Annotated in this window: 19 protein-coding genes, 1 pseudogene and 1 riboswitch; of the genes and pseudogenes, 6 read left to right on the top strand and 14 right to left on the bottom strand. The window is 69.2% G+C overall.

Translation table 11 applies throughout. From position 1 onward, the window contains the following. Nucleotides 1-16: 16 nt before the first annotated feature. The 7 genes from KPB06_RS04220 to KPB06_RS04190 all read right to left on the bottom strand — a co-directional run bounded on the left by KPB06_RS04220 (nucleotide 17) and on the right by KPB06_RS04190 (nucleotide 6,556). Nucleotides 17-904: an HlyC/CorC family transporter gene (locus KPB06_RS04220; protein WP_059578694.1), complete on the bottom strand. Its 888-nt coding sequence runs from the start codon at nucleotides 902-904 to the stop codon at nucleotides 17-19. A gap of 276 nt (nucleotides 905-1,180) precedes the next feature. Beyond that, a complete protein-coding gene (locus KPB06_RS04215) occupies nucleotides 1,181-1,330 on the bottom strand; it encodes a hypothetical protein (protein ID WP_167351617.1) in 150 nt (49 codons plus the stop codon). Nucleotides 1,331-1,373: 43 nt separating this feature from the next. Further along, nucleotides 1,374-2,006, bottom strand: a complete 633-nt coding sequence (locus KPB06_RS04210) for a gamma-glutamylcyclotransferase (RefSeq protein ID WP_059578691.1) — start codon at nucleotides 2,004-2,006, stop codon at nucleotides 1,374-1,376. 12 nt (nucleotides 2,007-2,018) lie between these two features. Continuing rightward, complete coding sequence (gene ybeY / locus KPB06_RS04205; protein WP_059608775.1) at nucleotides 2,019-2,795, bottom strand: rRNA maturation RNase YbeY; 777 nt, start codon at nucleotides 2,793-2,795, stop codon at nucleotides 2,019-2,021. A gap of 151 nt (nucleotides 2,796-2,946) precedes the next feature. Next, nucleotides 2,947-3,993 (bottom strand): PhoH family protein, encoded by a 1,047-nt coding sequence (locus KPB06_RS04200; protein ID WP_059578685.1) that lies wholly within the window; start codon nucleotides 3,991-3,993, stop codon nucleotides 2,947-2,949. A gap of 33 nt (nucleotides 3,994-4,026) precedes the next feature. Then, nucleotides 4,027-5,400 (bottom strand): tRNA (N6-isopentenyl adenosine(37)-C2)-methylthiotransferase MiaB, encoded by a 1,374-nt coding sequence (gene miaB, locus KPB06_RS04195; protein ID WP_059578683.1) that lies wholly within the window; start codon nucleotides 5,398-5,400, stop codon nucleotides 4,027-4,029. Between the two features lie 223 nt (nucleotides 5,401-5,623). After that, nucleotides 5,624-6,556 (bottom strand): LysR family transcriptional regulator, encoded by a 933-nt coding sequence (locus tag KPB06_RS04190; RefSeq protein ID WP_104011917.1) that lies wholly within the window; start codon nucleotides 6,554-6,556, stop codon nucleotides 5,624-5,626. Nucleotides 6,557-6,703: 147 nt separating this feature from the next. Between KPB06_RS04190 and KPB06_RS04185 the strand changes: the two genes are divergently transcribed. The 3 genes from KPB06_RS04185 (at nucleotide 6,704) to ribB (ending at nucleotide 9,952) form a co-directional block, all read left to right on the top strand. Then, the gene (locus KPB06_RS04185) at nucleotides 6,704-7,879 is read left to right on the top strand and encodes an MFS transporter (protein ID WP_059578810.1); all 1,176 of its coding nucleotides are present in this window, start codon (nucleotides 6,704-6,706) and stop codon (nucleotides 7,877-7,879) included. A gap of 217 nt (nucleotides 7,880-8,096) precedes the next feature. Then, on the top strand, nucleotides 8,097-8,783 hold the full coding sequence (locus tag KPB06_RS04180) for a helix-turn-helix domain-containing protein (protein WP_059578678.1): 687 nt from the start codon (nucleotides 8,097-8,099) through the stop codon (nucleotides 8,781-8,783). 192 nt (nucleotides 8,784-8,975) lie between these two features. Then, nucleotides 8,976-9,125: riboswitch (FMN riboswitch) on the top strand. 116 nt (nucleotides 9,126-9,241) lie between these two features. Further along, the gene (gene ribB / locus KPB06_RS04175) at nucleotides 9,242-9,952 is read left to right on the top strand and encodes a 3,4-dihydroxy-2-butanone-4-phosphate synthase (protein WP_012329192.1); all 711 of its coding nucleotides are present in this window, start codon (nucleotides 9,242-9,244) and stop codon (nucleotides 9,950-9,952) included. 72 nt (nucleotides 9,953-10,024) lie between these two features. On the opposite strand, the gene KPB06_RS04170 is transcribed toward ribB, so the two are convergent. From KPB06_RS04170 to KPB06_RS04150, 5 genes and pseudogenes are all read right to left on the bottom strand, one after another. Then, entirely contained in the window at nucleotides 10,025-10,711 is a 687-nt protein-coding gene (locus KPB06_RS04170) for an HAD family hydrolase (RefSeq protein WP_059578675.1), read from the bottom strand. Between the two features lie 190 nt (nucleotides 10,712-10,901). Next, nucleotides 10,902-11,887, bottom strand: a pseudogene (gene iolG / locus KPB06_RS04165) (inositol 2-dehydrogenase). Nucleotides 11,888-11,961: 74 nt separating this feature from the next. Further along, the gene (locus KPB06_RS04160) at nucleotides 11,962-12,789 is read right to left on the bottom strand and encodes a TIM barrel protein (protein ID WP_104011919.1); all 828 of its coding nucleotides are present in this window, start codon (nucleotides 12,787-12,789) and stop codon (nucleotides 11,962-11,964) included. 37 nt (nucleotides 12,790-12,826) lie between these two features. Continuing rightward, entirely contained in the window at nucleotides 12,827-13,834 is a 1,008-nt protein-coding gene (locus KPB06_RS04155) for a xylose isomerase (protein ID WP_275905573.1), read from the bottom strand. A 169-nt stretch (nucleotides 13,835-14,003) separates the two neighbouring features. Further along, nucleotides 14,004-15,068, bottom strand: a complete 1,065-nt coding sequence (locus KPB06_RS04150; protein ID WP_060966973.1) for a LacI family DNA-binding transcriptional regulator — start codon at nucleotides 15,066-15,068, stop codon at nucleotides 14,004-14,006. A gap of 172 nt (nucleotides 15,069-15,240) precedes the next feature. Between KPB06_RS04150 and KPB06_RS04145 the strand changes: the two genes are divergently transcribed. Genes KPB06_RS04145 through KPB06_RS04135 form a run of 3 tightly spaced genes read left to right on the top strand, consistent with a single transcriptional unit; the run spans nucleotide 15,241 to nucleotide 17,941 of the window. After that, the gene (locus KPB06_RS04145; protein ID WP_275905574.1) at nucleotides 15,241-16,323 is read left to right on the top strand and encodes a fatty acid desaturase family protein; all 1,083 of its coding nucleotides are present in this window, start codon (nucleotides 15,241-15,243) and stop codon (nucleotides 16,321-16,323) included. 36 nt (nucleotides 16,324-16,359) lie between these two features. After that, complete coding sequence (locus tag KPB06_RS04140; RefSeq protein WP_059578663.1) at nucleotides 16,360-16,668, top strand: non-heme iron oxygenase ferredoxin subunit; 309 nt, start codon at nucleotides 16,360-16,362, stop codon at nucleotides 16,666-16,668. A 4-nt stretch (nucleotides 16,669-16,672) separates the two neighbouring features. After that, nucleotides 16,673-17,941, top strand: a complete 1,269-nt coding sequence (locus KPB06_RS04135) for an NAD(P)/FAD-dependent oxidoreductase (protein WP_275905575.1) — start codon at nucleotides 16,673-16,675, stop codon at nucleotides 17,939-17,941. Nucleotides 17,942-17,983: 42 nt separating this feature from the next. Here the strand turns inward: KPB06_RS04135 and KPB06_RS04130 are convergent, their stop codons facing one another. Both KPB06_RS04130 and glpK read right to left on the bottom strand, forming a co-directional pair. Next, the gene (locus KPB06_RS04130) at nucleotides 17,984-18,700 is read right to left on the bottom strand and encodes an MIP/aquaporin family protein (protein ID WP_011546148.1); all 717 of its coding nucleotides are present in this window, start codon (nucleotides 18,698-18,700) and stop codon (nucleotides 17,984-17,986) included. Between the two features lie 81 nt (nucleotides 18,701-18,781). Beyond that, nucleotides 18,782-20,284 (bottom strand): glycerol kinase GlpK, encoded by a 1,503-nt coding sequence (gene glpK, locus KPB06_RS04125; RefSeq protein WP_226225294.1) that lies wholly within the window; start codon nucleotides 20,282-20,284, stop codon nucleotides 18,782-18,784. Nucleotides 20,285-20,295 lie beyond the last annotated feature (11 nt).

Raw genomic sequence — 20,295 nt, 5'->3', positions numbered from 1 at the left:
GGCTGGCGCGGAGCGGTCAGTCTTCGTGCGAGGTTTCGGCGCGACGGCTGGCGAGCGGGTTGCGGCGCACCAGCAGCACATGAACCTGGCGCGCATCGCCGCGCTGGATTTCGAACACGAGGTTGCCGAGCTGCAGCTTCTCGCCGCGGTGCGGCACGCGTCCGAAATGATGGGTGATCAGCCCGCCGATCGTGTCGACCTCGTCGTCGGGAAAATCGGTGCCGAACGTCTCGTTGAACTGTTCGATCTCGGTCAGCGCGCGCACGCGGTAGCGGCCGTCCGGCCCCGCGATGATGTTGCCGGCTTCCTCGTCGAAGTCGTATTCGTCCTCGATGTCGCCGACGATCTGTTCGAGCACGTCCTCGATCGTGATCAGGCCCGCGACGCCGCCGTATTCGTCGACGACGATCGCCAGGTGGTTGCGGTTCACGCGGAAGTCGTGCAGCAGCACGTTCAGGCGCTTCGATTCCGGAATGAACACGGCCGGGCGCAGCATCCCGCGCACGTCGAACTCCTCCTCGGCGTAGAAGCGCAGCAGATCCTTCGCGAGCAGCACGCCGATCACGTTGTCGCGGTTCTCCTCGTACACCGGGTAGCGCGAGTGCGCCTTTTCCAGGACGAACGGGATGAAATCCTCGGGCTTGTCGGCGATGTTGATCGCGTCCATCTGCGCGCGCGGCACCATGATGTCGCGCGCGCACAGATCGGACACCTGGAACACGCCTTCGATCATCGACAGCGAATCGGCGTCGATCAGGTTGCGTTCGTGGGCGTCTTGGAGGATTTCCAGCAGCTCGCCGCGGGATTCGGGCTCGGGCGAGATGAAGTCGGTCAGGCGCTCGAGCAGCGAGCGCTTTTCTTGCGGTTTGTCGGTTGGCTTACGACTGGGATACGAATCGTTCATGGTGGTGCGCCCGGGTCATGCCGGGGCGCGCGGTCACGGAGTAGGCAAGGATACACCAAGGGGACGACGCGACCGTGTCACCCCGGCCGCACGGCCAGGGCGGGCGGCTCGCGCGGGCCCCGCTCGCGGACGGCCGCGCCGGGCGCGACGTCGTCGTCGGGTCCATCCTATCGCAGAAAGGAGCGGCGGGGCGCGGCGGCCAAAAATCGGTGGCGGGACGGGCGGCGCGGCCGGACGGCGGCATTCTGCCGCAGGCGGGCGCCGCCGGCGCGCCGCTCAGAACCGCATGCCGGCCGAGCAGCCGCCGGCGGCCGCGCCGTTGGTCGCGGCGCCGCCGCAGCCGAGTATCCCGCAGCCGGACAGCGCGACGCTCGCGGCGACGAGCAGCACGGCGATCCTGCAACGCGACCAGTGTGACGGTTTCATTGGCGGTGTCCTCGTGCGGGTGCGCGGGCGGCGCGGTGTCGGATCACCGGCATCGCGCCAGCAACCCTTCCAGCGCGCGGTCGGGGATGCCGCTCGCGCGCAGCGCGTCGACCGTGCGGCTCACGTAGTCGAGCGTCGTGCCGTAGCGGCCGGCCGCGCAGCCGAACACTTCCTTCACGACGGCGTCGGTCAGCTTGCCCGTATAGGTCGGTGCGTCGCGGCGCATCACGAACGCGAGCGCGTTCACGCGTTCGCCGGTCTCGAGCGAGCACGGCAGCCACGCGGGCCGGTACGAGCCCATCGGCATCTCGCGTTTCCACAATGTCTCGAGGTGCGGCTGCGCGGTCGGGCCGGAAAGCCGGAACGCGATGCCCGAGCACGAGCCGCCGCGATCGAGCGCGAGCACGAGGCCCGGCCGTTCGGGCGTGCCGCGGTTCACGCGCGACCACAGGTAGAGCCCGCGATGATAGCCGTGCACCTTGCCGCGCACGGCGGCGACGGTCGGCAGCCCGGGGTTCCAGATCAGCGAGCCATAGCCGAACAGCCAGAGATCCTGCCGGCCGTCCCAGTCGCGCATCGTGTGCGCGAGCGATGCCGCGAGCTCGTCTTCGGTCAGCAGACGGCCTTCGCCGATCGACGGCGGGTAGGCGGGCGGCAGCATCGCGGCGTGACGCATCGTGCGGACGGCTTACCGGTACGGGTTCGGGAAACCCAGTTTCGCGAGGATGTCGACTTCGAGCGCTTCCATTTCGGCCGCGTCCTCGTCGCTCGTCTCGTGGTCGTAGCCCTGCGCGTGCAGCGCGCCGTGCACCAGCAGGTGCGCGTAATGGGCCATGAGCGGCTTGCCTTGCTCGTGCGCTTCCTTCTCGACGACCGGGCAGCACAGCACGAGGTCGCCGATCACGGTGCCGTCGGGCGCCGGGTCGTACGCGAAGGTCAGCACGTTGGTCGGATAGTCCTTGTGGCGGTAGCCGGCGTTCAGCGTACGGCCTTCGTTTTCGCCGACGAAGCGCACGGTGAGCTGCGCGCTCGCGAACAGCGCCGGCTCGAGCCATTCGGCGATCAGCTTGCGCTTGGGCAGCGTCTTGCGCACGTCGCTCGTGATCTCGTCGCCGTACTGGACGGACAAGTCGAGTTCCAGCGCGCGCGGCTCGTCTTCGGGGTCGTCCTCGCGCGGCGCGAATTCGGCGCCGACGTGCAGCGTCACGCTGTCGTAGTGCTCGGGCTGCAGCGCGAGCTTCGCGCGCATCGCCGGGTCGTTGTGCTGCGCGACGATCGCGACAGCCGCGTCGCCCGAGCTGCCCGACAGGTCGAACATCAGGCTGCGGCCGTCCGGGAAGTCGATCCGCAGCCCTTGCGCGTTGACGGTCCGGGCCTTGCCCTTCGCGTCGAACAGCGAAAGGCGGGGGGATTCGGACGCGACGGACTGGGCGCGGCCGGACTTGCGGGAACGGGAGGATTTCATGACGCGTGAGGCGATTGGGACGCGTCGAGGATACACCAAATGGCCGATCGCGCCCGAATTCGGCCGGGCCGCGCACGGGCAAAAAAAGCCCGGCGCGCCGTCGGGCGGGCCGGGCCGGGAGGCCGGGGGGGCGGCACGCGGCGGCCGCCGCTCAGCCGTCCTGATGCTGCGCGTGGAATTCGTCGTACGCCTCGACGATGCGCGCGACGAGCGGGTGGCGCACCACGTCGGCGCTCGTGAAGCGCGTGAGCGCGATGCCGCGCACGCCGCCGAGTACCTGCTGCGCCTCGACGAGGCCGCTCTTGTGGCCGCGCGGCAGGTCGACCTGGCTCGTGTCGCCGGTCACGACCGCCTTCGAGCCGAAGCCGATCCGCGTGAGGAACATCTTCATCTGCTCGGGCGTCGTGTTCTGCGCCTCGTCGAGGATGATGAACGCGTGGTTCAGCGTGCGGCCGCGCATGTACGCGAGCGGCGCGATCTCGATCATCTGGCGCTCGAACATCTTGGCCGTCTTGTCGAAGCCGAGCAGGTCGTACAGCGCGTCGTACAGCGGCCGCAGGTACGGGTCGACCTTCTGCGCGAGATCGCCGGGCAGGAAGCCGAGCCGCTCGCCGGCCTCGACGGCCGGGCGCGTCAGCACGATCCGCTTGACCTGGTCGCGCTCGAGCGCGTCGACCGCGCATGCGACCGCGAGGTAGGTCTTGCCGGTGCCGGCCGGCCCGATGCCGAACGTCACGTCGTGTTGCAGGATCTGCTTCAGGTATTCGCGCTGGGCCGGCGTGCGGCCGCGCAGGTCGGCGCGCCGCGTGTAGAGCTTCGGCCCCGGCTCTTCGTCCGGCTCGCTGGCGTCGAGCTGCACGACCGGTTCGTCGAACGGATGGTCGGGATCGCCGCGAAAGCGCACGTCGAGCGTGTCCTGGCGGCCGTTGCCGGCCGTGTGGCGCACTTCGACCAGCGCGAGCTGGATGTCGTCGACCGACAGCGGATCGCGCGCGCGGTTGTAGAAGTTTTCGAGCGCGGCGAGCGCGAGCTTGGCGCCGCGCCCGCGAATCGTGATCCGGTGGCCGCGCCGCGCGAGCGTCACGTCGAGCGCCTGTTCGATCTGCCGCAGGTTTTCGTCGAGCGGGCCGCAGAGGTTGGCGAGGCGCGCGTTGTCGTCGCGCGGGGCGGTGAATTCCAGTGCTTGGACGGTCTTCAAAGTAGCGTCGGGCTCCTGTCGGGCGTCGGTCGGTCAGTGGGTGGCCGTGCTCGCGTCGTCGCTGACGAGCACGAGCTCGCCGCGCAGCGAGTGCGGGTACGCATGGTTGATCTTTACGTCGATCATCTGGCCGATCAGGCGCGGGTGCGACGCGAGCGGCGCCGGGAAATTCACGACCCGGTTGTTCTCGGTGCGGCCCGCGAGCTCGTTCGGGTCCTTGCGCGACGGGCCCTCGACGAGGATCCGCTCGACCTTCCCGACCATCGACTGGCTGATGCGCGCGACGTTTTCCTCGATCGTCGCCTGCAGGTGTTGCAGGCGTTTGAGCTTGACCTCGCGCGGCGTGTCGTCGGCGAGGTTCGCGGCCGGCGTGCCGGGGCGCGGGCTGTAGATGAACGAGAAGCTCGTGTCGTAGCGCATGTCGTGCACGAGCGCCATCATCTTGTCGAAATCCTCCTCGGTCTCGCCGGGGAAGCCGACGATCATGTCGGTCGACAGCGACAGGTCGGGGCGGATCGCGCGCAGCTTGCGGATCACCGACTTGTATTCGAGCACCGTGTAGCCGCGCTTCATCGCCATCAGGATACGGTCGGAACCGTGCTGGACCGGCAGGTGCAGGTGGCTCACGAGCTTCGGCACCTTCGCGTACGTGTCGATCAGGCGCTGCGTGAATTCCTTCGGATGCGACGTCGTGTAGCGGATCCGCTCGATGCCGGGGATGTCGGCGACGTATTCGATCAGCGTCGCGAAATCGGCGATTTCCGACGAACCGGCCGTCAGTGCGCCGCGGTAGGCGTTCACGTTCTGGCCGAGCAGCGTGACTTCGCGCACGCCCTGGTCGGCGAGGCCGGCCACTTCGGTCAGCACGTCGTCGAGCGGGCGCGACACTTCATCGCCGCGCGTGTACGGCACCACGCAGTAGCTGCAGTACTTCGAGCAGCCTTCCATGATCGACACGAACGCGCTCGGCCCCTCGACGCGCGCGGGCGGCAGGTGGTCGAACTTCTCGATTTCGGGGAACGTGATGTCGACCTGCGCGCGGCCGCTCTCGCGGCGCGCGTCGATCATCTGCGGCAGGCGGTGCAGGGTTTGCGGGCCGAACACGAGGTCGACGTACGGCGCGCGCGACACGATCGACGCGCCTTCCTGGCTCGCGACGCAGCCGCCGACGCCGATCAGCAGGCCCGGCTTCGCTTCCTTCAGCTCGCGCACGCGGCCGAGATCGGAGAACACTTTTTCCTGCGCCTTCTCGCGCACCGAGCACGTGTTGAACAGGATGATGTCCGCGTCTTCCGGCGTGTCGGTCTTTTCGAGGCCTTCGGCCGCGTTGAGCACGTCCACCATCTTGTCCGAGTCGTACTCGTTCATCTGGCAGCCGAAGGTCTTTACGTAAACTTTCTTGGTCATGGGGATTCGCCGTTCGCAGTGGTTGACCTGGGGGCGTCGTCAAAGGTGAGTCGGGACGGCGGTGCGCGGCGCGCGAATCGCGCGCAGCCGGGAGGAAAGGCCGTCGGGAAAGCCTTCCATTATAGCTTTTCACGCCGCGGCGGACGGGCCGCCGGTTGCGGGCGTGCGACGCCGGCTTCCGGGTTCTGACCCCTCGATAGCGGCGACGACGGCGGGCCGGCCGTCAACGGCACGCGTTCAGCAGGTCGTCGAGCGCGGCTTCCTCGCGCGCGAAGCGTTCGGCGAGAAAGTCGAGCAGCACGCGCACGCGCGGCGCCATGTAGCGCTTGCTGTGGTAGATCGCGTGCAGCGGCGCGTCCTGGTGCCGCCAGTCGGGCAGCAGCACGCGCAGCCGGCCCCCGCGGACGTCGTCGGCGATGTCCCATAGCGATTTCAGCGCGATGCCGTGGCCGCGCAGCGTCCATTCGCGCGTGAGCCCGCCGTCGTTGGTCTCGAACGCGGTCGACACGGGCACCGTGTGAACCTGCACTTCATCGCCGCGCGTGAAGTGCCAGGTGTTCATCGGGCCGGACGCGATCGTGATCACGTTGCACGGAAAGCGGGCCAGATCGTGCGGATCGGCCGGGACGCCGTGGCGTTCGATGAACGACGGCGCCGCGCACAGCACCCGCCGGTTGGTCGCGAGCCGGCGGGCGATCAGCGCGCCGTCGGGCGGCGCGGCGAAGCGGATCGCGAGATCGATCTCGTCCTGCCACAGGTTCGACGACGAATCGGACGCCGTCAGCGAGAACGTGACGTCGGGATGTTGCGTCGTGAATTCGTCGAGCCAGTCGAGCAACTGATTGCGGCCGAAATCGGACGTCGACGACAGCCGCACCTTGCCGCTCACGACGTTGCGGCCTTCCTGCAACATCGCGTCCGCGTCGTCGAGCGCCTGCAGCGCCTGGCGGCAGCAGTTCAGGTACAGCTTGCCTTCGTCGGTGAGCCGCAATTGCCGCGTCGAGCGTTCGAACAGCCGCGTCGCGATCTTCGCCTCGAGCTTCGCGAGGCGCGCGCTCGCGGCGGCCGGCGTGAGGTTCAGCTTGCGCCCGGCGGCGGACAGGCTGCCCAGCTCCGCCGCCTCGACGAACAGCCGGATGTCGCCCAGTCGGTCCATGCGATTTTCCAGAAATATTTGAAAATGGTTCAAATGCCACGCCAATTATCAAATATTGGCGTCTTCGGGACAATGCGCGCACATCCCGCTTTCTTGTGCGGTGCGGCACCGAACCGGCGCCGCGGCCGCCGCCTACCGGAGAACGTCATGCCCATTCCACTCCTGGCGCTCGCGATCAGCGCCTTCGCCATCGGCACCACCGAATTCATCATCATGGGCCTGCTGCCCGAAGTCGCGCACGACCTCGCCGTGTCGCTGCCGTCGGCCGGCCTGCTCGTCACCGGCTACGCGCTCGGCGTCGCGGTGGGCGCGCCGCTGCTCGCGGTGCTGACGAGCCGCATGCCGCGCAAGGCCGCGCTGCAACTGCTGATGGCGATCTTCATCGTCGGCAACGTGCTGTGCGCGACCGCGTCCGGCTACGCGATGCTGATGGTCGCGCGCGTCGTCACGTCGTTCGCGCACGGCTCGTTCTTCGGGATCGGCGCGGTGGTCGCCGCGTCGCTCGTGCCGGCCGACAAGCGCGCGAGCGCGATCGCGCTGATGTTCACGGGGCTCACGCTGTCGAACGTGCTCGGCGTGCCGTTCGGCACGTTCGTCGGCCAGGTGCTCGGCTGGCGCGCGTCGTTCTGGATCGTCGCCGCGCTCGGCGTGCTCGCGCTCGGCGGCGTGGCCGCGCTGGTGCCGAACCGTCACGACAGCGGGCCGGTCGGCCTCGGCCATGAAGTGCGCGTGCTGAAGGAGCCGCAGGTGTGGCTCGCGCTGCTGATGACCGTGCTCGGCTTCGGCGGCGTGTTCGTCGTGTTCACGTACATCGCGCCGATCCTCGAGGCCGTGTCGGGCTACTCGCCGCGCGCGGTCGCGCTGATCCTCGTGCTGTTCGGCGCGGGGCTGACGATCGGCAACACGATCGGCGGCAAGCTCGCCGACCGCGCGCTGATGCCGTCGCTGATCGCGATCCTCGTCGCGCTGATGGCCGTGATGGCCGTGTTCGCGAAGACGAGCCACCTGCCGGTCGCGGCCGCCGTCACCGTGTTCGTCTGGGGGATCGCCGCGTTCGCGACGGTGCCGCCGCTGCAGGCGCGCGTGGTCGAAAAGGCCGCGAGCGCGCCGCATCTCGCGTCGACGCTGAACATCGGCGCGTTCAACGTCGGCAATGCGGGCGGCGCGTGGCTCGGCGGCCTCGCGCTGGAGCACGGCTTCGCGCTCGATGCGCTGCCGTGGGTCGCGGTCGCGGTGACGTTCGCGGCGCTGGTCGTCACGTGGCTCGCGATGCGGCTCGACGCGCGCGGCCCGGCGCGCGGCGCGGCGCCGGCGGCGCAGTGAACGCCGCCACGGCGCGCCGAGCGCGACGCCATAGCGGCAGGAAAAGGTTCGCGAGAAACGCATTCCTCCGCGATGCTGATAACGGTGTGAAGATAACTTCGTTTGCCCGTGCAAGGCCGGGTGATAGCGTTTCGATACGCGCCACGACCGGCGCAACCCTATTCCGATTCCGGCTTACCCCCTACGCAGGGCCGCGCGGCGGCCCGGAGGCAATGCTATGTCTTCATCCCTGGCGCTCGTGCGCGACGTGTCTTCCTTCGAGTCCGGCAATGGCGCCGACCTGCGCGCGTCCGCATCGCTCGACGCGCTCGAGCAGGTCGTCGGCGTGAACCTCGCGCGCTTGCGCGCCGAGCGGCAACTGTCGCTCGATGCGCTCGCGCGGCTGTCCGGCGTGTCGCGGGCGATGCTCGCGCAGATCGAATCGGCGCGCAGCGTGCCGTCGATCAAGGTGCTCTGCAAGATCGCCGCGGCGCTGAAGGTGTCGGTCGCCGCGTTCCTGCGGCGCCATGCGGTGAACGGGTTCGAGCACCTGGCGGCCGAGCGCGCGTCGCGCGTCGTCAGCTCGAACGGCCGCTTCTCGGCGCGTGCGCTGTATCCGGAAGGCGAGCCGGCCGCGGCCGAATTCCACGAGCTGCGGATCGCGCCGCTGCATACGGAACCCGGCGCGCGCCGCGCACCGGGCACGACGGTCAATCTCGTCGTCAGCGAAGGCACGCTCGAAGTCAGCGTGCATGATCGCCGCCAGTTGCTGGCGACCGGCGACGCGATCGTGTTCGACGCCGATCAGCCGTACAGCCTGCGCAACCCGGGCGACAGCGAAGCGCGTGCGTTCCGCGTGACGGTGAGCCCGGAGGTGCCGCCGCGCTGGCTCGTGCCCGACGCGGCGCACGCGGCCGCCAACTGATCGCGCGGGTCGCGCGGCGCGAGCGTTGCGGTCCCCGGTTTGCGCGGGAGACGCCGCGTGCGCGCGTCGGCCGTTCGGACGATGCCGTTAGACGGGGTCGTCAGTAAGGTTTTACCGGTCATTCGCTGCGCGTCGTGTGCGGCTGTTGTATGCTTGGCCCGCCGGTCACGGGGCGTTCCCGTCCGGCAATCAGTGCGTCTTCAGGGCGGGGCGAAATTCCCCACCGGCGGTAGGCTGGCGTAAGCCGGCGAGCCCGCGAGCGCCCGCGCATTTCGCGCGGGGTCAGCAGATCTGGTCGAATGCCAGAGCCGACGGTCACAGTCCGGATGAGAGAAGATGTGCAGATAGTCATGTCCGTCAGGGCCGCTTCGCCGCGCGCGAAGCGGGTTGTCGTTCTGTCTGTTTGCAATGCCCTGAAACGTTTTTCGCCCAAATCGTCTTTGCGAGGAGCGTTTCACATGTCCTTGATGTCCGTTTCGTCGGCGCCTGCCGACGCCTTTGCCGATCTCCCTCTGCTGGATTCCGAACCGGTGCCGCCGCGCATCGCCGCCGCGCTCGACGCGATGCGCGCGGGCCGCGCGGTCGTGCTGCAGGACGACCACGACCGCGAGAACGAGGCCGACCTGATCGTCGCCGCCGAGCGCATCACGCCCGAGACGATGGCGCTGCTGATTCGCGAGTGCAGCGGCATCGTGTGCCTGTGCCTGACCGACGACACGGTGCGTGCGCTGGAGCTGCCGCCGATGGTGCAGACCAACGAAAGCCGCAACGGCACCGCGTTCACCGTGTCGATCGAGGCGCGCGAAGGCGTGCATACCGGCGTGTCGGCGGCCGACCGCGTGACGACGATCCGCGCGGCGATCGCCGACGGCGCGAAGCCGCACGACATCGTGCGCCCCGGCCACGTGTTTCCGTTGCGTGCGCAACCGGGCGGCGTGCTCGCGCGCCGCGGTCACACCGAAGGCACGGTCGACCTGTCGATCCTCGCGGGCCTGAAGCCGGCCGGCGTGCTGTGCGAGCTGATGAATCCGGACGGCACGATGACGCGCGGCGACGATGTCGAGCGCTTCGCGCAACGGCACGGGCTGCCGATGCTGACGATCGCGGAACTCGTCGCGTTCCGCGAGGCGCTGGCCGCCGCGCGCGAACGCTGCTGCGAGCCGGCCTGAGCGGAAGGAAACGCGGGCGGGTTCGCGCGCCCGTGGCGCGGCCGGATCGACCCGAACCGGCCCGAATGACGATCAGGACTGCACGTCGCCGAATTCGCCGCGCATGCCGGCTTCGACGAGCGCCGGCAGTTCGTCCATCCTGCGCATGATCCGCGTGATGCCCATCGCGCGCAGCGCGTCCGCGTAGTTGTCGGGGATGTGGCTCGCGCCGACGAACGCGATCGTCTTCATCCCGGCCGCCCGCGCGGCATTCAGCCCCGAGATGCTGTCCTCGACGACGACGCAGCGCGCCGGCGCGACGCCGAGCGTGTGCGCTGCGTGCAGGTACACGTCGGGGTAGGGCTTCGGCCGCGCGACCTGTTCGGCGCTGAACACGCGTTCGCCGAAGATCTCGGTGAGCGCGGCGCGCTTGAGCGAGCTGCGCACGCGCGCGAGCCGGCTGTTCGACACGACGGCGGCCGGCAGCGTGATCTTCAGCAGCGCGTCGCGCACGCCGCTGATCGGCGCGAGCGATTGCGCGAGCGCGACTTCGATGTTGTGCTCGACGGTCTCGATGAAGTTGGCGGGCATCTCGACCCCGAAGCGGGCTTCGATGCCGGTGAGGAAGCGGGACGTCTGCTGGCCGAATGCCGACTTCGCGGCGGCTTCGAAATCGAGGTTCGGGAACGTGGCGGACAGCGTGTCGAGCAGCACGCGGTCGGCGATGACTTCGCTGTCGACGAGCACGCCGTCGCAGTCGCAGATGAGGTGATCGAGCATGGTGATGAAAACGCGGGATATCGGCGACGCCGATCGATTCGCCATCATACGTGCTTTCACGCGCACGCCGCGCGACGTGGCGGCAAATTTGCCCGATGCGGCCGTGCCGTGCGGCAGGTTGTGCCGGACGGCCGGCGCTTGCGCGGCGGCCGCGGTCCGCTTGCCCGGATCGCGGCCGCCGTTCGCGGCGTTACAGCTCGATCACGCGCCCCGTTTTCCAAGACGTCATCGCGGCTTCGGCCAGTTCGAGCGCGGCGAGCCCGTCGTCGATCGTCGTCCTGACCGGCGTGCCGTCGCGCAACGCGTCGACGAAGTGCGCGATCTCGGCCGCGTACGCATGCCGGTAGCGTTCCAGGAAGAACGGCTCCGGCACGTCCGTCGCGATGCCGCTGGCAAGCCACGCGCTCACCTCGGTCGGCCGCACGTTGCCGGCCTGCAGCATCCCGCGGCTGCCGAGCAGTTCGAAGCGCTGGTCGTAGCCGTACGCCGCGCGGCGCGACGTGTTGATCTGGCACAGCAATCGCGCCGCGTGCGGATCGTCACGGCGGTCGAATCGATGTCGCCGGCGTCGTGCACGGCCGGATCGGTCAGGCAGCTTCCCGTCGCATGCAGCGTGTGCGCTTCGTCGCCGAGGATCCAGCGGAACACGTCGAAGTCGTGGATCAGCATGTCCTTGAAAATGCCGCCCGAGCTGCGGAGGTAGTCGGCCGGCGGCGCGCCCGGGTCGCGGCTCGTGACGACCAGCATTTCAGGCGCGCCGATCTCGCCGCGCTCGACGCGCGCCTTCAGCGCCGCGAAGGTCGGGTCGAAGCGGCGCTGGAAGCCGATCATGCAGGTCACGCCGGTGCGCCGCACGACGTCCGCGCATGCACGCGAGCGTTCGACGGCGAGGTCGACCGGCTTTTCGCAAAACACGGCCTTGCCCGCGTTCGCGGCCGCGACGATCAGGTCCGCGTGCGTATCGGTGCTCGATGCGATCACGACGGCCCGCACCGACGCGTCGCCCAGCGCGCGTTCGACGTCGGTTGCCTGCGCGCCGTGCGCGCGAGCGAGTGCGTCCGCCGACGGCGCGTGCCGGTCGATCACGTACTTCAGTGTCGCGCCCGGATGGCGCGCGAGATTCGCCGCGTGGATCTTGCCGATCCTGCCCGCGCCGAACAAAGCGAATTCGATCATTCCGTTCTCCCGTGGATTTTCCTGTCTTGCCGATGCGCGACCGGCGTGGGCCGCACGCCGTCGCGACGGTCCGCTCAGCGATCCGCCAGCTCGCCGCGCACGTAGTCGAGGCTTGCCCGCAGCCGCTCCTCGATGTCGTCGGCTTCGGCGATCTCGTTCGCGAACGGCTCGAACGACAACGCACCGCAGTAGCCGCGCGCGAGCAGCTCGCGCAGTTGGCGGACGTTGCCGAGCCGGTCGGCGCCGCCGACCAGCACGCGGTGGCCGTCGCGCATCCGCTCGACCGGCAGGTCGGCTTCCTCGACGCCCGAGAGGTGCACGAGGCCCGTGAGGTTCGGGAAGAAGACGTCCTCGCCGGCGAGGTGATGGTGGAACGTGTCGTGCACGAGCCGGAACACCGGTTCGCCCGCTGCCGCGTAGATGCCCTTCACCGCGTCCGACTTGCGGCGCAGCGCGCACTCTTCGAAACCGAGCGGCTCGATGAAGCCGAGCAGGCCGCGGGCTTCGAGGATCGGCTTCAATGTCTTCAGCGCCGTGACGAGGTCCGCGTGACGGGCGTGCTCGTCGCGCGTGTCGGCGCGGCTGTTGGTTGGGCACAGCACCAGCGCACGCGCGCCGCATTGCGCCGCGTAGTCGGCCAGCACGGTCGCCTCGTCGGCGCGCTCGGCATTCCACTGCTCGAAGCGCTGCAGTGCGTTGATCGTCAGGATCGTCACGCCGCCGGCTTCGACCGTCGCGCGGACGGCGGCGGCCGGCGTGCCGTCGGCGAGTTCGACGCCGTCGAGATCGTTGCGGATCTCGATCGTGTCGACGCCGAGGCGCCGGCACAGCGCGACGTAGCGGTCGAGCGGCAAGCGCGGCGCGCTCATCCGGTTCAGCGAAAAGTGCAAGGCTCGCGTCATCGTTCTGTCCTTGGGGCTTGAGTGGGGCGGGTTCGGATCAGGCGCCGGCGCGCGCGGCGAGTGCGTGCCACGTGTCGCGCAGCCAGTGCGCGCACGCGACGTTGTTGTCGAAGATCGAATAGCGTGCGCCGCCGCCGTAGTCGGGAAACGGGATGAATTCGCAACTGATCTGCTCGAGCGGTGTCGCTTGCGCATGGGCCTGCCCCCGCGCCTGCAGCAACTGACGCAGCGCGGCTTTCCATGGATCGAGCGACTCGGCACGCCATTCGCCGTGGTACGCGCCCGGCGGCGGCGCGACGAACGGGTACTGGATGCCGCGTCCGGGCCGGCCGTCCGCGCGGCGCATCCAGCGATTGTCCGGGTTGTTCGGCACGACGCTGCGCGCATGCGCATGCCGGACCCAGCCGCGCGCGATCCAGTCGGCGTAGATCGCGGCGGGCGATGCGGGGTCGAGCATCGCGCGGCCGCCGTCGGCCGATTCGTGCAGGCCCGATGCGTCGAGTTCGGCGCGATTGCCGATCTTGAACAGCAGGTGCGAATGATCGAGCGTGATACGGAACGGCGCGCCGGCCTGCTCGACATGCCGCGCGACGCGTGCAACCCGCGCGAAATCCTCGCTCCACATGTCGACGTGCACTTCGAGGCTCGGCAGGCAGCCGGACGGTTCGCCCCATGCATAGGCGCGCAGGTAGAAATCGGCGACTTCGCGATCCGACAGCGGATGGCCGTCCGCGTGATGCGCGAACAGCTGACAGTTGAGCACCGTGCTGCCGAACCGCGCGCCCGCCGCGACGATCTCGGCGACATGCGCTTCGTCGCGGCCCGCGCACCAGATGCCGCCGATCACGCGAATCGGCAGCGCGTGGCGCTCGACCAGCGCGAAATATGGCGACAGGTCCTCGCCGCGCACCGGGTTCTTTTCGACGTAGTCGAACACGCCGGCGGCGGCGACCATCCGGAAGCGCTCGGCGGGCGTGGGCGGCGGCAGCCCGTCGTGTTCGAGCACGCCGTCGAAATTCACGCCGATGAGGATCGGTTCAGCCATCGTCTCCTGTCCGTCGTTGTTCGTGGATGGCTGCCAATGTACGGACGCGCGGCGCGGGCTGCATGACAAACGTTGACGAAAAATCGCCAATGCGGCGATCGATTTTTTCGACGCATGCACGCGCCGGGCCGCACGCCGCATGCCGCATGCCGCATGCCGTGCGGCGGGTTCACGGCTGCAGGTACGCGCTCGTCCTCACGTTCGCCGGACAGAACACGCGGAATTCGACCGGATCGTGCGGCGGCGGCGCCTCGACGATGCCGCATGCATGCAGCACGTGCTGCAGCGCGGAAATCGCCTGACCGTCCGGATCCTGGTCGATCGCCAGATCCATCGCGCCGGCTTCGATGAACGTGCGGTGCAGATCGATCATCTCGTGGCCGATCCATACGACGCGCCCGATCGCGCCGGCCCGGCGCAGCGCCGCCTCGATCCCGGCCGACCCGGCGCCGCTGTTGTAGATCGCGACCACGTCGTCGTGCGCCTGCAGCGCCTTCGACACCGCGCGGTAGCAGCGGTCGTCCTGGTCGAGCGTTTCGACCGGCGCGTCGTCGCAGCGCACGGCGGCGAACGCGTCGGCGAGCTGGTCGCGGCAGCCGGCCATCCGGTCGGCGTGCGCGCGGTAGCCCATGCGGCCGCCGAGCAGCAGCACGCGGCCGGGGCGCGCCGCGAGACGGCCGATGTAGTAGCCGGCCGTGCGCCCGGCGCGATAGTTGTCGATGCCGGCGAAGTGCGCGCGGTCGATGCCGCCGATGTCGGTGACCATCGTGACGACGGTCTCGCCCCGCGCGATCGCGGCGGCCAGCGCGTCGCGCATGCGGGCCGTGTCGTGCGCGGTGACGATCAGCGCCGCGCGCCGGTACGCGGGCCGTTCGATCAGCGCGGCGGCGCGCGCGTCGTCCGCGGCGGGCAGGATCGTCCGGTGCACGACCACGCGCCGGTCGAGCATTTGCAGCGAGCGCTGCAGCGCTTGCTGCAACCGCCGGAAGAACGGCGCGTCGGTGTCCGGCAGCAGTACGTCGACGTGGATCAGCCCGTGCCGCGTGTCGGGCAGCTGCCGCGGCACGCCGAGCTGCCGCGCGGCCGCCACCACGCGTTCGCGCGCCTGCGCGGAGACGCTGCCGCGCTCGTTCAGCACGCGGTCGACGGTCGTCGTGCTGACGCCGGCAAGCGCCGCGATCTCGTCGAAGCGCGCGGTGCGCTTGCGCCAGCGCGGCCCGGATTCTCCTGCCATGGTCGTCTCCATCGTGATAGGCGCCATCGATCGCGTGGCGTTGCCGGGAACGCTAAAGCGATGGCGAAATTTCGTCAACGTTTCGATTGAGCAGCGGAAGCCGGGCGCCTAATTTTGACTCCATGGCAGCGCGTGTCGCGCTTGCATCGCACAAGAACCCCAGGAGACAGACGTGGCCCCTATCGACGACCCGGCACGCAAGCGCAACGCGGCGCGCCGTCAGGAATACCGAATGATCGGCGGCGCGGGCGAGCGCGCGCACGCGGCCGGGCTCGTCAACGCCGCGTGGTACCGGTGCGCGGTGCCGCGGCCGCTGATGAAGCAGTTGATGCAGCGTGGCGACGCGCGTGCGATTCGCGACACGCTGATCTGGTACGCGGCGATCGCGATCAGCGGCGCGCTCGCGTGGCTGGCGTGGCGCGCGCATTCGGCATGGGCGATCCCGGCGTTCTTCGTGTACGGCACCCTTTACTGCAGCCCGGCCGATTCGCGCTGGCACGAATGCGGGCACGGCACCGCGTTCCGCACGCGCTGGATGAACGACGCGCTGTACCAGGTCGCGTCGTTCCAGGTGTTCCGCCGCGCAACCGCGTGGCGCTGGAGTCATGCGCGCCATCACACCGATACGCTGGTCGTCGGGCGCGATCCGGAAATCGCCGCCCCGAAGCCGACCGACTGGCTCGCGCTCGTGCTGAACGTCGTCGCGCTGAAGCACGTGGCCGGCGAGTTGCGCAAGATGATCGCGGTGTCGGTCACCGGTCGGCTCGACGACGAGGAGCGCACCTACGTGCCTGAATCGGAATGGCCGAAGGTCGTGCGCGAGTCGCGCATCCATCTCGCGATCTACGCGCTCGTGACGGGCGCCGCGATGTACTGGCACACGATCCTGCCGCTGCTCTACATCGGGCTGCCGAGCCTCTACGGCGCATGGCTGTACCTGTATTTCGGCCTCACGCAGCACGCGGGCATGCCGGAGAACGTGCTCGATCACCGGCGCAACTGCCGCACCGTGATGATGAATCCGCTGTTCCGCTTCCTGTACTGGAACATGAACTATCACGTCGAGCACCACATGTTCCCGATGGTGCCGTTCCATGCGCTGCCGAAGCTGCACGAAGCCGTGAAGGCCGACATGCCGCCGCCGTACCGCAGCACGCTCGCCGCGTATGCGGAGATCGTGCCGGCGCTGATCCGGCAGACGCGCGATCCGTCCGATTACGTCGTGCGGCCGGTGCCCGATGCTGCGCGTGCATGACAGCTACCGACCATCCCGACGAAGGAGACACACCCCATGACGCAATGGATCGACACCGGCGCGCTCGACGACATCGACGACGAAGACGTCGCGCGCTTCGATCACGCCGGCCGCACGTACGCGATCTACCGGATCGACGGCCAGGTGTACGCGAGCGACGGCCTGTGCACGCACGAGCACGTACATCTCGCGGACGGGTTCGTGATGGATCACGTGATCGAATGCCCGAAGCACAACGGTCGCTTCGACGTACGCGACGGCCGGCCGCTGTCCGCGCCCGCGTGCGAGAAGCTGCGCACGTACCGCGCGAAGATCGAAGACGGTCGCATCCTGATCGAGGTGTGACGCGATGAGCCACGACCGGGTAATGGCGATCGTCGGCGCGGGTCATGCGGGCGGCCGCGCGGCGCAGGTGCTGCGCGCGTCCGGCTGGCGCGGGCGCATCGTGCTGATCGGCGCGGAGCCGCACCCGCCGTACGAGCGGCCGCCGTTGTCGAAGGGCGTGCTGACGGGCGAGCGTAGCGCGGCGCAATGCCGGTTGCGCGATGCCGAGGCGTGGGCGGCCGACCGCATCGAGCGGGTCGTCGCGACCGTCGAGCGCATCGACCCGCATGCACGCGAAGTGCACGTGTCGGGCGGGCATGGGTTCGGCTACGACGCGTTGCTGCTGGCGACCGGCGGCAGCGCGCGCCGTCTGGCCATTCCGGGCGCGGCGCTCGACGGCGTGGTCGCGTTGCGCACGCTCGACGATGCGGCGGCGCTCGGCGCGCGGCTCGTGCCCGACGCACGGATCGTGCTGGTCGGCGGCGGCTTCATCGGACTCGAAGTCGCGGCGTCGGCGCGGCAGCGCGGCTGCCGCGTGACCGTGCTCGATGCGGCGCCACGGCTGCTCGGCCGGGCAGTGCCGGAAGCCATCGCGACGCGCGTGCATGCGCTTCACGACGAGCGCGGCGTGGCGATCCGTCTGAACCGCAAGCCCGTTGCGATCGAGCGGACCTCGGGCGGGGCGCTGGCCGTCTTGCTCGACGACGGCGACGCGCTGCTTGCCGACACGGTCGTGACCGGCATCGGCATCGAACCGGCCGACGCGCTGGCGCGCGACGCGGGCCTCGCGGTCGAGCGCGGGATCGTCGTGAACGCGCGGCTCGAGACGTCGGCGCGCGGCATCTACGCGGCCGGCGACGTCGCGGTGTTTCCGAGCGCGTTATCGGGGCGGCTGGTTCGCCAGGAGACGTGGCATGGCGCCGAGACGCAGGCGCACGTGGCCGCCCGCAACATGCTCGGCGCGGGCGCACCGTATCGCGACACGCCGTGGTTCTGGTCCGATCAATACGATGCGCAGTTGCAGGTGGCCGGGGAGCCGGCGCTCGGCGTGCAGTCGGTCGCGCGCGTGCTCGGCGACGATGCGGAAATCCATTTCCATTTCGATGCGCTCGCGCGGCTCGTCGCGGCGAGCGGCTTCGGCCGTGCAGCGGGATTCGTGAAGGAAATGCGCGTGGCGAGGATGCTGGTCGAACGCGGGATCGACGTGACGCCGGCTGCGGTCGCGAACGTCGGCGTGAAGCTGAAATCGCTGGTGACGGCCGTGAATGACCGGCAGAAGAAGGGAGGGGCGTGAAGCGCGCGGCAGTGAACACCGCGCGCTTCGTTCAAACGGCGATCAGGCCATCGCGTGCAGGCGCAGATACAGCCCGGCTGCCGCGGCGCCGCCGAGCAGCGGGCCGACGACGGGCACCCAGGCATAGCGCCAGTCGCTGTCGCGCTTGCCGGGAATCGGCAGCAGCGCATGCATGATGCGCGGCGACAGGTCGCGCGCGGGGCTCATCGCATAGCCGGTCGGGCCGCCGAGCGAGATGCCGATGCCGAGCACCAGCAGGCCGACGGGCAGCGCGTCGAGTGCGCCGAGGCCGACCTGCGGTGACGCGAGATACAGCACGCCGAGGATCAGCACGAACGTGCAGATCGCTTCGGTCAGCACGTTGTGCGTGGTGCTGCGGATCGCGGGCGCCGTGCAGAACACCGCGAGCTTCAGGTCCGCATCGGCTTCCTTCGCGAAGTGCTGGCGATACGCGAGCCACACGAGCAGCGCGCCGGCCATCCCGCCGAGCATCTGCGCGAGCACGTAGCCGCCCACTTTCGACCACGCGAACTTGCCCGCGAGCGCGAGGCTGATCGTGACGATCGGGTTCAGGTGCGCGCCGCTGAACGACGCGGTCACGTAGACCGCGACGAATACCGCCATCGCCCAGCCCATCACGATCACGATCAGGTCCGCGCCTTTGCCCTTGGTCTTGGCAAGCAGCACGTTCGCGACCGCGCCGTTGCCGAGCAGCACGAGGATCGCCGTGCCGATGAATTCCGCAATATAAGGTGACATGGTTGTCTCTCGTATGTCACGGCGGACTCGCGCATCGCGCGGTCCGCCGGTGTTGTTGTATTTCGTCTGGATTGATTCGGGTTACTGGGTGTCGTCGGCCCATGCCTTCGCGGCGCGTACCGCACGCTGCCAGCCGGCCATGCGCTGCTCGACCTGCTCCTTGGGCATCGACGGGGCGAAGCGGCGATCGAGCTGCCACTGGTCGCGTACTTCGTCGAGGTTCTTCCAGTAGCCGATCGCGAGGCCCGCGAGGTAGGCCGCGCCGAGCGCGGTCGTCTCGGTGATCTGCGGACGCACCGCGTCGACGCCGAGCAGGTCGGCCTGGAACTGCATCAGCAGATCGTTCGCGCTCGCGCCGCCGTCCACGCGCAGCTCGCCGATGCTGATGCCGGAATCGGCTTCCATTGCGGCCAGCACGTCGAGCGACTGGTACGCGATCGCATCGAGCGCCGCGCGGGCGAGATGGGCGGCGCTCGTGCCGCGCGTGACGCCGAACACGGAGCCGCGCGCCCGCGCGTTCCAGTGCGGCGCGCCGAGGCCGGCGAACGCGGGTACGAGATACACGCCGTCGGTATGCGGCACGCTGGCGGCGAGCGCTTCGATTTCCGCGGCCGTCTTGATGAGGCCGACGCCGTCGCGCAGCCACTGCACGACCGCGCCCGCGATGAAGATGCTGCCTTCGAGCGCGTACTGCACGTCGTCGCCGATCTGCCACGCGATCGTCGTGACGAGGTTGTTCTTCGACTCGATCGGCTTGTCGCCGGTGTTCATCATCAGGAAGCAGCCGGTGCCGTAGGTGTTCTTCACCATGCCCGACGTCGTGCACATCTGGCCGAACAGCGCCGCGTGCTGGTCGCCGGCGATGCCCGCGAGCGGGATCTTCGATGCGAACACGGTGGTCTTCGTGTGGCCGTAGATCTCCGACGACGCCTTCACTTCCGGCAGCATGCTGCGTGGGATGTCGAGCAGTTCGAGCAGCTCGTTGTCCCACTCGCGCGTATGGATGTTGAACAGCATCGTGCGCGACGCGTTGGTCACGTCGGTCACGTGCAGCTCGTGCTTCGTGAAGTTCCACACGAGCCAGCTGTCGACGGTGCCGAACGCGAGCTTGCCCTGGCGCGCCTTGTCGCGCGCGCCCGGCACGTTGTCGAGGATCCAGCGGATCTTCGTCGCCGAGAAATACGAGTCGATCGGCAGGCCGGTCTTCGCGCGCACCTTCGCTTCGAGGCCCTGCTTCTTCAGCGAGTCGCAGAAGTCGGCGGTACGGCGATCCTGCCACACGATCGCGTTGTAGACGGGCTGGCCCGTCTCGCGATCCCAGACGATCGTCGTTTCGCGCTGGTTGGTGATGCCGATCGCCGCGATCGACGTGCCGTTCAGGCCCGTGCGCGTGACGGCTTCCGCGGCGACGCCGGCTTGCGTCGACCAGATTTCCTGCGGGTCGTGCTCGACCCAGCCGGGTTGCGGGTAGATCTGTTCGAATTCCTTCTGGGCGATCGATACGATATTGCCCTGGCGATCGAACAGCATCGCGCGGGAACTCGTGGTGCCCTGGTCAAGCGCGAGGATGTACTGGTCCTGCATGTCTCTCATCT

This window comes from Burkholderia semiarida (assembly GCF_029268935.1).
Lineage (GTDB): Bacteria > Pseudomonadota > Gammaproteobacteria > Burkholderiales > Burkholderiaceae > Burkholderia > Burkholderia semiarida.
The sequence above is the reverse complement of the archived record's forward strand: the minus strand, read 5'-3'. Positions and strand labels throughout refer to the sequence as shown.